This window comes from Pectobacterium betavasculorum, assembly GCF_000749845.1.
GTDB classification, from domain to species: domain Bacteria; phylum Pseudomonadota; class Gammaproteobacteria; order Enterobacterales; family Enterobacteriaceae; genus Pectobacterium; species Pectobacterium betavasculorum.
The window spans coordinates 25,225-39,781 of the sequence record NZ_JQHM01000002.1; the positions used below are offsets into that span (position 1 = coordinate 25,225).

Annotated in this window: 14 protein-coding genes; 5 read left to right on the forward strand and 9 right to left on the reverse strand. The window is 42.5% G+C overall.

Translation table 11 applies throughout. The annotated features are described in order from the left end of the window. The first annotated feature begins 31 nt into the window (after positions 1 to 31). Positions 32 to 925, forward strand: coding sequence for a LysR family transcriptional regulator (locus tag KP22_RS07760; protein ID WP_039323581.1), 894 nt, complete (start codon positions 32 to 34; stop codon positions 923 to 925). Here KP22_RS07760 and KP22_RS07765 read toward each other — a convergent pair. Further along, a complete protein-coding gene (locus KP22_RS07765; protein ID WP_197061549.1) occupies positions 922 to 1,647 on the reverse strand; it encodes a sulfite exporter TauE/SafE family protein in 726 nt (241 codons plus the stop codon). The genes KP22_RS07760 and KP22_RS07765 overlap by 4 nt on opposite strands. A 176-nt stretch (positions 1,648 to 1,823) precedes the next feature. On the opposite strand from KP22_RS07765, the gene KP22_RS22370 reads away from it, so the two are divergent. Beyond that, a complete protein-coding gene (locus KP22_RS22370; protein ID WP_156107268.1) occupies positions 1,824 to 2,009 on the forward strand; it encodes a hypothetical protein in 186 nt (61 codons plus the stop codon). Between the two features lie 108 nt (positions 2,010 to 2,117). On the opposite strand, the gene mltB is transcribed toward KP22_RS22370, so the two are convergent. Continuing rightward, positions 2,118 to 3,188 carry a lytic murein transglycosylase B gene (gene mltB, locus KP22_RS07770; protein WP_039323583.1) on the reverse strand — a complete coding sequence of 357 codons (1,071 nt, stop codon included), beginning with the start codon at positions 3,186 to 3,188 and terminating at the stop codon, positions 2,118 to 2,120. A gap of 136 nt (positions 3,189 to 3,324) precedes the next feature. Beyond that, the gene (locus KP22_RS07775) at positions 3,325 to 3,666 is read right to left on the reverse strand and encodes a zinc ribbon domain-containing protein YjdM (protein WP_039301442.1); all 342 of its coding nucleotides are present in this window, start codon (positions 3,664 to 3,666) and stop codon (positions 3,325 to 3,327) included. A gap of 431 nt (positions 3,667 to 4,097) precedes the next feature. Between KP22_RS07775 and KP22_RS22160 the strand changes: the two genes are divergently transcribed. Next, positions 4,098 to 4,808, forward strand: coding sequence for a helix-turn-helix transcriptional regulator (locus KP22_RS22160; protein WP_081923373.1), 711 nt, complete (start codon positions 4,098 to 4,100; stop codon positions 4,806 to 4,808). On the opposite strand, the gene KP22_RS07785 is transcribed toward KP22_RS22160, so the two are convergent. Genes KP22_RS07785 through KP22_RS07810 form a run of 6 tightly spaced genes read right to left on the reverse strand, consistent with a single transcriptional unit; the run spans position 4,805 to position 12,170 of the window. After that, the gene (locus KP22_RS07785; protein ID WP_039301439.1) at positions 4,805 to 6,106 is read right to left on the reverse strand and encodes an ATP-grasp domain-containing protein; all 1,302 of its coding nucleotides are present in this window, start codon (positions 6,104 to 6,106) and stop codon (positions 4,805 to 4,807) included. The genes KP22_RS22160 and KP22_RS07785 overlap by 4 nt on opposite strands. 17 nt (positions 6,107 to 6,123) lie before the next feature. After that, positions 6,124 to 7,299, reverse strand: coding sequence for an MFS transporter (locus tag KP22_RS07790; protein WP_039323585.1), 1,176 nt, complete (start codon positions 7,297 to 7,299; stop codon positions 6,124 to 6,126). A gap of 18 nt (positions 7,300 to 7,317) precedes the next feature. Next, positions 7,318 to 9,012 carry a carbamoyltransferase family protein gene (locus KP22_RS07795; protein WP_039323587.1) on the reverse strand — a complete coding sequence of 565 codons (1,695 nt, stop codon included), beginning with the start codon at positions 9,010 to 9,012 and terminating at the stop codon, positions 7,318 to 7,320. Between the two features lie 11 nt (positions 9,013 to 9,023). Then, positions 9,024 to 9,827, reverse strand: coding sequence for a dimethylarginine dimethylaminohydrolase family protein (locus KP22_RS07800; protein ID WP_039301431.1), 804 nt, complete (start codon positions 9,825 to 9,827; stop codon positions 9,024 to 9,026). Continuing rightward, entirely contained in the window at positions 9,824 to 11,011 is a 1,188-nt protein-coding gene (gene argG, locus KP22_RS07805; protein ID WP_039323589.1) for an argininosuccinate synthase, read from the reverse strand. Before argG ends, KP22_RS07800 begins: the two co-directional genes overlap by 4 nt. Next, positions 11,001 to 12,170: a PLP-dependent cysteine synthase family protein gene (locus KP22_RS07810; RefSeq protein ID WP_231566839.1), complete on the reverse strand. Its 1,170-nt coding sequence runs from the start codon at positions 12,168 to 12,170 to the stop codon at positions 11,001 to 11,003. The genes argG and KP22_RS07810 overlap by 11 nt, the downstream gene beginning before the upstream one ends. 177 nt (positions 12,171 to 12,347) lie before the next feature. Here KP22_RS07810 and KP22_RS07815 point away from each other — a divergent pair, with 177 nt between their 5' ends. Together KP22_RS07815 and KP22_RS07820 are read left to right on the forward strand one after the other, a co-directional pair. After that, on the forward strand, positions 12,348 to 13,571 hold the full coding sequence (locus tag KP22_RS07815; protein WP_167333799.1) for an ATP-grasp domain-containing protein: 1,224 nt from the start codon (positions 12,348 to 12,350) through the stop codon (positions 13,569 to 13,571). A gap of 1 nt (position 13,572) precedes the next feature. Continuing rightward, the gene (locus KP22_RS07820; RefSeq protein ID WP_039323592.1) at positions 13,573 to 14,220 is read left to right on the forward strand and encodes a LysE family translocator; all 648 of its coding nucleotides are present in this window, start codon (positions 13,573 to 13,575) and stop codon (positions 14,218 to 14,220) included. Positions 14,221 to 14,557 lie beyond the last annotated feature (337 nt).

The window sequence follows — 14,557 nt, forward strand, 5'->3', positions numbered from 1 at the left end:
GGGTATCGGCTCACCCTAGACAGATTCCCCTATGCGATTCGATTTAACCGATCTCCGGCTGTTTCTCAATACCCAGAAAGCGGGCAGCATTACCGGTGGCGCGGCGGCGTCCAGCCTGACCGTGCAGGCCGCCAGCGAGCGAATTCGGGGCATGGAAGATGAACTAGGCGTAGCGCTGCTGCTACGATCAAAAGCAGGTGTTTCGCTCACCGACGCAGGTTTTTCACTCGCGCACCATGCCCACATTATCCTGCATCAGATAGAGCACATGCGCAGCGAATTACACCAATACGGTAAAGGGCTACGTGGCCATATTCCCCTGTTGTGCAACTCGGCAGCGCTGAATGAATATTTACCCGCCCTGCTGGGTCGCTATCTGGTGGTTTGTCCGCATATATCCGTAGCGGTGAATGAAAAACTCAGCCGCGATATCGTCGATGCGATCCGCAATCAAACCGCCGACCTCGGCATTGTAGCCGACTCTGTGACGCTCGACGGACTGGAAACTCGCCCGTTCCGCCAGGATGAACTGGTGGTTGTGGTTCCGAAAAATAGCATATGGCGTAGGGAGACGCGGCTCAGCCTTTCAGATATTACCGACGCCGAATTTGTCGGGCTCAGCGAAGGTGCTGCATTACAGGAACACATTGATGAACAGGCCAGAAAACAGGGAAAACGCCTAAACTACCGTGTGCGCCTGGCCAGCTTCGATGCTGTCACTCAGGTAATTCACCGCGGTATCGGTATTGGTATTCTTCCGCAACACGCGGCACAGCGCATGATGGAACGGCTAGAGATTCATACCATTCCGCTGTCGGATGATTGGGCGACGCGCAATCTGGTTATCTGCGCCCGACAGTTTTCCACCCTGCCCGGCTATGTTAAGGATTTCGTGGCGTTTATTACCGAGGAGCATGTGGATTAAACCAGCCCGCGTAGCGCCATGTATCCGCCCAGCGCAATCAGTCCGATAAAAAAGCAGCGCCGGAAAACCTGCTCGCTAATCGCGTGGCGCAAGCGTTGCCCTATCATCATGCCCAGTAACGCAGGAATGAGCGCCAGCACCGACTGCCAGAGATCGATACCCCGTAGACCTATCCCCTGTACGAGCTGCAACGCCAACCCCAACGTAGAGACGGTAAACGCTAGTCCCAATGCCTGTACCAGATCGTTTTTATTGAGTCGCAGGCATTGCAGATAAGGCACAGCGGGAATCACGAAGACGCCCGTTGTCGCCGTGATAGCCCCTGTGATGTAACCCACCAGCGGCGAGAGCCAAATTTCATGGCGGCCTGGCTGTGGCAAGGTCGTCGCCACAATGCCCCAGATACCATAAACCACCAAAATGCCGCCGAGTGCCGCACTCGTCCATGACGATGACGAGGTTAGCGCTGGCAGACCATTCCAGAACGTCCCAATAATGATCCCGGCAAACAGCGTCCAAAACCGTTTAATCAGGCTGAGAAAGGCGGGGCCGCAGGCAAGTTGCCAGATGTTGGTCACCAGCGAAGGAACGATCAAGAGCCCCGCCGCGCTGGCGGCTGGCATCACCAGCGTTAACAAGCCCATCGCGATTGTCGGCAATCCCAGGCCAATCACGCCTTTCACCACGCCAGCCAGCAGGAATACCACTATCATCGTCGTCATTGATTGCCTCGGTTCGCAACAGGTTGATTTACAAAAGACCTACTGAAGAATATTCCAATAAGGTGGCGGCAGGTGTCTATGCGGATTGTATTGAGGCTGATTCAAGGAGAACTGGAGGCAAAGGGAGGATTGAGAGTCCTGGAGTCACATATTTATGCAGGCTCAGAGACCGTTTCGTGCGCAACAATATAGCTATTCTCATGCTACCTCGTAGCACGCGCCCGACGCAGGGCGCTCAGTCGCTGCGCGATGCCATCGTCGGTATCAGGCTTAACGGACCGCTTGCGACACGCTCCCTGCGTGGCGCAAGCTTGAGCCACATCCATGCGGCTCATCCTAAGCCTGCTATCTCCCCAGCATAATTTCTTACGCCGGATAACAGCCAGACCCGATGGCGTCCTTAGATTGTATAAGGAGCTTCCCTTGCGAAAGAGAAGACGGATACGGCATAAGCAGCACCCGCAAATATCTTAACGCGCGCGGCCTACAGCTTCACCGAGTTGCCATACGGCCATTGCATAGTGCGTGCTATGGTTGTAGCGCGTGATGGTGTAGAAGTTCGGTAATCCATACCAGTATTGATATCCCGTCCCGATATCCAGCCGCAGTAGGCTGGCTTCACTGTATCCCGCCAGCGAATGCTGTGGCGTTAACCCTGCGGCCTGAAGCTCAGTAAGCGAGTAGCGGGTATTAAAACCGTTCGCGAGCAGCGGCGCCTGACCGTTTGCCGGCACCGCGACAGGCGCACCCTTCACCCAGCCGTGTGCCTTGAAATAATTGGCGACGCTGCCAATTGCGTCCACCGGATCCCACAGGTTGATATGCCCATTGCCGTCGAAATCCACAGCGTAATTCTTGAAGGATGAAGGCATAAACTGTCCGTAGCCCATCGCACCAGCGTAAGAACCACGTAGGCTAAGTGGATCATTGCCTTCTTTACGCGCCATCAGCAAGAACGTTTCCAGCTCACCTGCAAAGTAGTCGGCACGTCGCGGGTAATCAAACGCCAGCGTTGCCAGTGCATCAATGATGCGCGTTTTCCCCATTATTTTACCCCAGCGGGTTTCAACGCCGATAATGCCGACGATGATTTCAGGAGGAACGCCGTAAATGTTTTGGGCACGCTGTAGCGCATCCTGATATTGATTCCAGAACGCTACACCGTTCTGCACGTTGTCTGGCGTAATAAACTGATTACGGTAGCGATTCCAGGCACCGTTCGGCCCAGAGGGTGGACGCGAGGTCGGTGCTTGTCTGTCCATCAGACGGATCACCCAATCCAGACTTTTCGCCTGCACCAACACATCATGCAATTGCTGACGATTAAAACCATGCTCCTGTACCATTTTATCAACAAACCGCGCGGTAGCCGGGTTAGTCGCAAAATCACCGCCCAACGGATAGACATTGTGTGCGGGTTCAAGCAGGAAGCCACCTTTAAAAGGATTACCCGATGGCGCTTCTGCGGGAGCGGGAGCTGGCTGACTGCTACAGGCAGAGAGCAAGACGAGCAGAGGGAGAAAACGAACCAAATGACGCATCAGATATCCGTATAGCCAGGTAAGAAATCAATATCAGCTATGGTAAAGGATTGTCTGATGTGAAAAAACCAGCCAGAGATGAAAAAATGCCGCGCGCCGACCGAATGGAAGGTCAGCACGCGCCATCACACCCAAATCAGTTTTTCTTCACAAACTCAGATTTCAGCTTCATCGGGCCAAAACCGTCGATTTTACAATCAATATTGTGATCGCCTTCCACCAGGCGAATCCCTTTCACACGGGTGCCGATTTTCAGCGGCGTCGAGCTACCCTTTACTTTCAGGTCTTTAATGACCGTTACCGTATCACCATCTGCCAGGAGGTTGCCGTTGGCATCTTTTACCACTAAAGCGTCATCCTGCGCCGCCGCATCCTCCGCTGCCGACCACTCATTTCCGCATTCAGGGCAGTTGAGCGTTTCCCCCTCTTGCCAGGTGTATTCAGAACTGCATTTTGGACAATGAGGTAACTGTTGCATAATAAACTCCTGAAAAATTCACAATAAAAAAGTAATAAATATCATTAGGTAACCATCATATTTTCGATATTTTACCCTTTTATATGCATTTTTAATAGTGAAGCAGCGTTTATCATGGCTTTACTGCCCATCAGACGTGGTTTCACGCCTTGCTGCCAGAAACCCAATCAGAGCATCATGTCAGAAAAAGAAAGAAAATTGGCGCATACGTTTATCAAGATTAATAATATAAATAAGAACGCGTGTACCAACGTTCGCGAGATATGAATTTATTGATTAAAGACGATAAGTCTTGGTATGCGGAGATAAAAAGAACTAAATATCAATACGGAGACGAATTATACACTTTTAAACTTTATTAAAACTTATGTATTGCCTTGCATAAGGTGCTTGCTTTAAATTTAATCACCTTGAAAAAAGGAGTCATCAAGATGTTATCAACAAGTACTTATTTTCGATGCAAATGTAAAGAAATAAACAGCGCAGAAACACTCACTCAGTTAAAAAAAACCATCCTACACATCATAAAGTCATATGGATTTAATTATTACTCCCTCTATAAAGAAAGCCCTTACCCGTTAACGAAAAGAAAATTCACATTCATTAACTGTTTTGACGATAATTTTACAATTGATAAAGAAACACACAAATCTGTTCTAACTATACTCAGTGATGCCACTTTACTTTATCCAACATCAATCATCTCTTGGGAAACACACATAAAAAAACAGCATCCTAAGACTTGGAGTTGCTTTAATAACAAAAATATTAAGGATGGATTTTCAACAATACAAAAAACCCCTAAAGATGAGAATGTCCTGTGCTCATTTTTTAGAGAAGAAAGTCACGCAATGCAGGGCAATCATGATGTAGATGATCTGAGCTTACTTGCGCTATCAGCGTCAATCGCCTGTAAATATTCATCCCTAACAGAGAACAACAACGATTCCCCTCCGTTAACAACACGTGAAGTCGAAATTATGCGCTGGGCCTCCGAAGGAAAAACATCTTCAGATATTGCAAACATTCTGAATTTATCAACCAGCACAGTAAATTTTCATATGCAAAATATTCTTGAAAAGCTGGCGGTGCCAAATAAGGTCGCCGCCATTGCTAAAGCGATATGTTACCATCTGATTTAAATGTAGTGAATATAGTCTTTAATGATCGACTGCCACGATGTGTTTATCATGTCCATTAGCTCAGGATGGTTGATATTTTCTTTTTCTATATAAACACAAACATACCCACAAAAATCATTGTTCGTTTTTGGAATTTTATAAACCGGGGAATTCTCTTTAATATTAACCTTAACATCAATAATCTGACACTTGTATTCATTAAGCACATTCTTCACTAACGATGCTGTTTCATTCACTATAAATTCTTTATTAAACCCTGCTTTGATAGTCCCATCTTCAGGTGCCCGTAAGTTAATAATAAACGCACTTCCACGTGGTTCAGGAATTACGTTAACATCAGAAAAACCTTGCACCAAATAATCAACCCAAATTTTCTGCAATGAGAGACCAAACACTTTATTCGCCATATCCCAGATGCGCATACCGGCAGGGCGGCGATTTGTTTCAACCAAAAAAGTCTTATCGGTAGCTAAATCAAGTTTAATTTCGTTATGAAAAGCGCCGTAACGTTGACCAGAAAGAAGATTCATACTCTGACCAGCCTTGACTAATGCCAGGGCCTGTGTAGGGGAACATTGCGCAGGTACAATTTGTCCAAGCTCTACAGGATATTCCCCGCACTGACTGACTTTTTGGGTCAGAAATGAAAGCACACCTACGCCGTCATAGGAAAACTCAGAATCAAAAGCAATCAACTCTTCAGCAATAATGATACTGCCTGGAGCCGCCTGACGGGTTGCTGCATAAGACGCTTCCAGAGACTCCATGGCCTTGACGATCTTTACCCCAATGTTTGCCCGGCCATCGACAGGTTTTATTACTACACCTGACGAACACGATTCAAAAAAGGCTTTCAGTTGCGGGTAATCGTTCACGCGTGTTGAGCGAGGCGTAACAATATTCTGGGCATGGAGAAATGTTTCTAGAATTGATTCTTGCTCTCTAAATATTAATTTATCGATACCCGCAAAACTTAGTTTCGCATCATCACCATATAGCCCTAATTTTTTTGCGATGACCGCAGCATGTCCTGATACTGCGTCCATGAAGGGAAGAATACAAGCACACGCCATCTCTACATTTTGAATCAGTTTAATCACTTCATCTTCATAATTTTCAGTAGATATCGGCAAATGGTAAACGTGATCGCATAGATTATTCTCCTCACCGGAGAGCATATCACTGATAATCACCATATCCAGATCGTACTGCGTTTTCACATATTCCTTGATAATCTTCAAGTCATGAATTCGCGCAGGTAAGTAATCAAGAACTAATAGATATTTTTTCGTGTTCATTCTCTATCCTTATGAGATTAATCTTTAAGTGTAAAGTAACGAAATGGATTGATTAGAAAAAAAGAAAGAACAATAACAGCAAAGAAAAAAATAAAAATATATTTATAATCGATTAATAACAAAAATCTTGCACAAATAAAACTCGCCAGCGGAACAGCCAACTGATTAAGAACCAGTACAATACCTAAATAGCGAGAGAAACCTTCTGAAGGTAAAAGTCGGGCTCGATAAAACCGAGAAAAAAGATTAAAGCACCCTTCAGAACCAATAATAAGTAGAAAACCAAATAGATAGATATAGAAATTACTTGCCACACCGACCACAAATAAACCACAAGCGGCTATGATGAACGCACTTAATCCCACAGTTCGAATATGAAACCGACGTATCATTTTTGGTGCAACAAAAAACAGTAAGCAGTTGGCACCCCCCGCCATGGCTAGCGCCTGCGCATAGCCTTGTTCAGGCTGATGAAACACAGATGTAATAACATAGACCGCTGTGGATAATAGTGCGCCCTGCATGACATTAACCAAAAAGGTGAGGCTTATGATTTTCTTCAAATCTCGGTTAACGGCAATATAACTGATTATATGTTTTAATGACTTTTTATCATGACTCCCTACACTGACTATTACTCCCACTTTATGGATAGACATCCACACAAAAGTACTAATAATAAAAGGCAATGATATAAATATGAATGTTTGCAGAATAGAATATTTTAACGTTAACAAGCTCACAAGAATAGGTGCAGCGATGTAAGTAAACTGCTCAACAAACTGAAGTTGAGAATAAATAGAAGGCAGCTTATCCCTCGATATCGTTTGAGAAACAAACCCCTCTAAATTCACATATCCCGCACCGCTAAAAAATGACAAAATGCAGGCCAAAGGAATGATAAAATTTATTATATAATCAGGAGGGATATAAGAATAAAAAAAATATAATAATAAACATACGCAGCCGCGAATACCGTCACTAAAATATAGCATCCTAAGTGGGTGGATTTTATGTCCAATCCACCCTGAAAGGGGTAATGATACTACGCGTGCTAATCTTTCCAAGCCAAAAGCTAAAGACGTTAAGGAAGCGCTATTTGTTGAGGTATACACCAGTACCGGCACAGCGAAAATAATAAATGCTTCTGCGAATATAGAAAAAAAACGAGCCAATACAATTTTCGTGACCACTGGTGCAACCTGTATGAATTAATGAATAGACTTAATGATATAATCACCCAATACTAAAAAGTCAATTTTTGTTTTTAGAAAAGTTTTAATAGCATCCTCCGGCGAACACACAATGGGTTCGCTATCGTTAAAGGAAGTGTTAAGTAGAATAGGTACACCCGTCAGCTTATGAAATTCACTAATTAGATGCGCATAGCTTTCATTTGTTTCTTTATCGACAATCTGAACCCGAGCAGTGCCATCGGCATGCGTAACGGCGGGAATAGCATTTTGCTTAGCAGGCTTAACATCCATGGCTAACAACATATATTTCGCCGCATCGGGTAAACCACGAGAAATAAACCAGTCACTCGCATATTCCCGCAGCACACTCGGTGCAAAAGGCCTAAAAAACTCACGATGCTTAACTTTTAAGTTCATCAAATCGCGAATATCTTTATTACGAGGGTCTGCTAACAGACTACGATTACCAAGGGCACGCGGACCAAACTCCATCCGCCCCTGAAACCAGGCGACAACATTATTATCAGCGATGAGCGAGGCAACGATTTGGTGGATATTGTCTACTTTTTCCCAGGTTAAATTATATTTTTCCAATTCATGCTCATACTGGGCATCTGAATATTCTGGCCCGAGATAGGCACTCTCCATAGAATGACGTTGAGTGTGCTCCATACTATGATGCCAAATGTATAATGCAGCCCCAATGGCGGTGCCAGCATCATGTGCAGCTGGCTGCACATAAATATCATCAATATCACACGCTTCGTAGAGCAATCGATTTGTAATACAGTTCAATGCTACGCCACCAGCCAGACAAAGGTGGCGGCTACCACTGATCGCCAGATAGTGCTTGGCAATGTTCATAACAATGTCATCGGTAACGACTTGCAGTGTAGCAGCGATATCATAATGCTCTTGACGTAACTCATCATGTTGATGGCGCTTTTGCAAATCAAATAACGATTCCAGTTTTGAGAATGATTTACTGCGAAATGTGAGAATATCGTTATTAATAGTAAACTGCCCTTTAGGCAAACACTCAACAATGGTGGAAAACTGTGTTTTGAATCTATCTGCATCACCATACGCAGCCATGCCCATTACCTTGCAGGCATCATATTCAGAAAAACCTAGATATTCTGAAATTCTTTCCCACATAAATCCTATAGAGTGGGGATAGGTGATGGTCGATATTTTTGTTAGTTTGTTTTCCTTTCCAATAAAGACACCAGCGGTATTATCTTCACCGATACCATCGAGGGAAAGAACCAGAGATTCATTAAAAGATGAAGGATAATATGCAGATGCCGCATGAGCGGTATGGTGTGGAATCCACTGAAAATCGCCACGGAACCCCATATCGTGAAAAATCAATGGCACATTTGCCATTTTACGATAGAAAAGCCCTTCTCCTGCCTCACTTGCCCACCCATCAGACAATTTTGTCTCATTAATATAAGCAGACTTATGTCTGGCTATTGGGTCAATTGAGTAACCAATACTATGAACATCACACAGTTGAATACCCGCAAAGGCAAGCGCGGCGTTAAGCGAGGAAAAAGGTAACTCATCAGGATTATCAAGATCCGCCGATTTTCCATGTTTTTGCCGATTTAAACGCTCTTCTTCAATCGCAAAAATAATCTCACCATCCTTAATCAGGCAGACGGAGGATTCATGGTAGACCGAATTAATGCCTAAAATATACATTTCAAAACCTCTTAATTCAGCTTAAGTACCAGACAGCGCAGACTTCCGCCGCTTTTGAAATATTCACTCATGTTGCACTTGACAACATTAAAGCCAAATTCATTGATTTTTCGTTCAACTTCAGGTGAACAATCGTGCATTAGCACATCTTTGCCAACAGGAATGTTATTGCATACAAACAGTTCTTTGGCATCAAATTCTGAGACTGCGATACGCCGACTAAAGTTTTTTTCAATATAATCCTGACTTTCCTTAGTGAAAGCCTCTGGATAATAAATAATGGTATCTTCAGAAATAAAAGAGAAAGCCAATGCAACATGGAAAAACGTATCATCCTGAATATGTAATTCACCAAGAACTTTTAATTCTGGATACGTTTCCCGAATGGCTTTAACTGCCTCTTTATCAGAGCGCGGGCCAAAACCGAATATAATACTATCTTCCCAGTAGATCACGTCACCCAGGCCTTCAAAATGTACACCTGGCTCGACACGATGAATTTCAAAACCTTCTTTTTTCAAAAAATCGATATAATATGGTGTTTCGCCCTGCCGTTCTGGGTGCCTAAAATTACTTGCGAGAAATTTATTGTTATGAATCATGCCGCAGTCACCAGCAAACGTCATATCAGGTAAACCTTTCACAGGCTCAATCACTTTTACTTTTATCCCACGAGTCACCAACTGATCGTAAACATAGTTCCATTGGTTTTGTGCGACAACCTTGTCTACTTTGTTTTTGGGATCCATCCAATCGTTAATAACATATTCAATATCGTAGAAGTCAGGTTTGCACATCAGTAGTTCATGAATCATTTTATTTCCCTTTTTTTGATTGCACTGCATTTACTATGAATATTAAATATCCGTGAGAATCCTTCCGCGTCATCTTGACTATAAAGATGTCCACAGTTGTAAATAGCCATATCTGCATTGTATATTGATGAACTGGAATCACGAGAAATAACGCGGGCATAATACATACCGATTTCCAAGTCTACAGTTCCGTTTACATTTACATTTACGCTATCAATAAAAGAGTTTAAATGATTCATTAAAGGATCATACCAAAGCCCTGAATAAACCATCTCAGTCCATTTTTTATCAATAGTTTCTTTAAACCAATTTTCATTTCTATTAGAGCAATATATCTCTAATTGCTTATGCGCTAAAATTAAAAGATGTGCGGCTGGCGATTGGTATATTGCTCGACTCTTTAAACCAACGACACCATCTTCAACTATATCAAACAAACCAACTAAATAAGTATTTCCAATATTTTTTAATCTTTCAATAATTTCGTAAAGCGGCATACATTCATGATTCAACGAAACAGGTATTCCCTTTTCAAAGCCCAGCGTAATGACCGCTGGGGACATATAACCTTTATACCCTGCGGATATAACACTTTTTACGTCTTCAGGGATTATATGGCTAGGTTTTTCTAAATCACCGCATTCTATTGTTAACCCCCACATATTTTCACTCGTTGAATAGGGGTTATTACAACCAAACTCTAATGGAATATTATAACGACGTGCATAGTCATAAACATCTTGATCACTGTGGGAAAAACGTCTCAATGAGGCTATGGGCGTTTTACCGAGTATTTCGATATTCATGTCCATTCTGACCTGATCGTTTCCACGGAACTGATGCGCAATATATTCAATATTTAGCTCGGCGGCGACTTCAACCGCCGCCTCTGCTAAAGCAGGACGTGATAATGCTGCGCTGAGATGGTAGCCATCTTGATATATCGCATTAGCTTTAATCGCCTTTGAAATTATATTGCGTGCATATTGGTCACGATAATCCTTATAAATAAAGCGATCTGCACCTGCTGCGATACACTCCAGCTCAATATCCTCTATGTCACATACCTTGCCTTCGTCAATGAAAAGAGAATACACATTGGCAAATTTTTTCTTTAGATCTCTTATAATAAGAGGGTTATAAAGGCGATTGTAAAATATGACAACAACATTATCAGAAATCATTGAGGGTACATCCTAATTCGTAGACGAGCGATGTTAATTCATTGTCACAGTCACTCTTTTCAATCAACTCTGAGAATCCGTGTTCTGCAAGCCAAATATCGTTGTAGATGGTATCAACGTATCGTTCACCACTATCCGGGATGATAATCACGATATTATCCCCAGGCTTAAACTGATTCAGACGCTCCAAGCCTGCGGATAACGCACAAGCACCCGTACCGCCAATCAGGATCCCTTCTTTACGTGCCAGCTCGCGTGCTATTTTAAAAGCGGTAAAGTCAGATATTTTTATCGCATCATTAATGTAACGATCATTGAGAATTTTTGGCCGAAATGCCAGTCCGGCACCCTGAACAAAATATTTCCCCGCTTCTCCCCCGAAAATAATTGACCCATTTGGCTCAACCGCAAATACTTTAATCTCCGGATTCATTTCTTTAAGATATCTCGAAACACCCGTGATCGTGCCGCAGCTTCCTGCGGTAATAAATACACCACTTATGTCACCAGAAAACTGGCTGTATATTTCTCTCGCCGTTGAATCGTAGTGTTCCTGAGGATTATCTTCATTCTCAAACTGCATGGGGCTAAAGGCGTTTGGGTATAGCGAAATGATTTTTTTAGTTAATTCTATACGATATAAAACGGTATCAATGCCATCTTCAAACTCTGGTAAAAAAATGATATCCGCACCATAAGCCTTTATTTTATCTCGTTTAGCACTAGGCACCATGCGATCTAAAATAGCAATAAATTTATATCCTTTTGCTGCGCAGGCCATTGCCAGCCCAATCGCGGTATTCCCCGAAGATGGCTCGATTACGATCATACCCTTGCGCAGAATTCCTTTACTTTCTGCTTTCTCCAACATGGAAATAGCAATTCTATCTTTAATACTTCCACCTGGATTGGTTGTTTCCATTTTAAGATAGACATTTACACCTTGAGTATCAAACGTATTAAGTCGCACACAGGGTGTATTTCCTACCGTATTAAGAATATTATCATATTTCATTTTTATTTTCTCTGAATAAGCTGAACAATCTATTCTGCTAACAAGCACAGGGATGCCACGATTCGCCTGATATGCAAATATTCCATTATCTTTAAATTCAAAAAAATTAAGATAATGAAATAAGTTTCGTTTAAAGAAACTCATTCGTAACGCTCGGCATAAAAACACCCCTAGTCTGTAAAAAAACGCACTGCCCTCCAAGACACTATAGCCACCTTAAAATTTACGTATTTTCTTTACAACTAGCAGAATTATCAGTTGCAGTGAATATCTTTAAAAGAGAGTCTTATGTATATAAAGCATTCGATAAGAGTATCCGGCATGCGCATACTGATCATAGGCAGTGGATTTGCTCCAATACATAAGAAACTCAAGTTACTCGGGCACCGTTTGTTCATCATCCCAGATCCCAAAAGAAAGATTAATCTCAATGAAGATAACCTTTATGATGGTATCAATTTCCCAGAGAATGAAGACGATATAGAATTATTAGCAAGAAATATATGTATAAATAAAACGATTTTTAGCATCGACCGCGTGATTGCCTTTAATGAAAAATGGCAACAAATCGCCGCTCGTGTTGCAGTCTATGCTGAGTTACCGATTATTACCGATGAGCAATTAGTTAATAGGACAGTAGATAAATATTTGATGCGTAAGCATCTGGAAATGAATAATTTCCTAACAATAAAATTTGAAAAGATAGCTCAGTATTCTGATCTAGCGCCTGCCTTGACGCGTGTTGGTTTTCCTGCGATTTTAAAACCACTCTCGGGTGAAGCCAGTAGGGACATATTACTTATTCACGATGAGGAAAGTTATCATCAACTTGAACCAATTCTTTGTAAAAAGATCAACGAAACGTTTATCCTTGAGTCATTCGTTTCTGGAGATGAATACAGCGTTGAAGCCGTCTCTTACCATCATCAACATCATATTTTAGCTATTACTAAAAAGTATAAAAATGACCAATTTGTTGAAGTCGGCCATGTGTTACCCGCACCGCTTACCGCTGGGCAGGAAGATCAAATCAGCAAATACATTCAAAATTTTTTACATACTATGAATTTTAATAACACTCCCTCCCACACTGAAATTATCATTTCCAATATGGGACCCGTTGTTATCGAAAGCCATACGCGACCTGGCGGGGACAATATCTATCGCCTGTTAGAATATTCAACCGGTATCGACCTGATGAATCTTGTAGCTAAAATAAATACAGAGAGCGTAGAAGAGAGTGATTTATGTAAAAGGAAGGATTGCTGTTATTCAGCCATATGGTATTCCTCGCCAGAAGGTAATGATAATTTTGTTCTCGATAGCGTACATGGTTTGGAAGAAGCAAGGAATCGGAACAATATCAAAAATATTACGATGCTAACAAAACCTGGTGATACTGCACGCAGTGTAACAAATAGTTTTGACAGAAGCGCATTTGCGATTGCTACGGGGGCAACAGCTAACGAAGCATTATCTACCGCTCAAGATGCATTATCTGAGATTACGTTAACATACAAATATTGTAAAAAACAAAAGAGTTGAAATGGAAAATATAGCCTTCATGTTATTCGCTATCAGCGGAACATTACTATTAGGAGCCATGAATCCAGGAGAAAGTTTCCTCTTGGTTGCACGTACAACCGTCGCAACATCTCGGCTTAATGGGATTGCAACAGCTCTCAGCATGGGCACAGGAAGCTTGATATTTTCCCTTGCTGCAATGTTTGGCCTTCAGGCTATTATCAAGACGATGCCTGACTTTTACTTTTTCATCAGAATATTAGGCGGTTGCTATCTCATTTATCTTGCATACAAGTTCACGCTTAAAAAAAATAAGGCAACTGTAGACCATATTACACCTGGTGTTGAGCAACAATCCTTCATCCAAAGCTATTTCCAGGGACTTATTATTCAATTGAGCAACCCTAATACTGCATTAGTTTTTGCAAGCGTATTCTCTGCACTATTAAGTCATACGCTACCCTTTGAAATGTACTTTATTTTACCTGCTATTGCTTTTTCTATTGATACATTATGGTACATTTTTGTCGCGGTTGTCTTATCCTACCAACGACCAAGAAACACCTACCTTAATTATAAAAAATGGTTTGATATTACCGCTGGCGTACTAATGCTCTTTTTGGGAGTAAAAACATTATATATTGCATTTACTCAGGCTAATCCTTTCTGAGGGCAGATCATTGAAAAATGAGAAACGATGTCATCCGCATCGTTAAAAGCACCATATTTTGTATTTCACCAAATACGCTATCCACAGCCCCCTCAAGCTCGCACTTTGTTGGCCGCACGCTATCTTTCGCCACGACCGCATTGATGGGCAAAACTTGCGAGCCACCTCGCGCACTCTAACAATAGTGGAAAAATCGGATACTCCTCTCTTTCTCAGTCTGGTAACGTCCTCTGACGCCAAATAGCGACCATCAATGGTAAGATAGCGCACTCGCTGGTGATATTTTTCATCTGCCAGTCAGTATACTTCTGGCATTCCATTTCAATGCTCAGGTGAC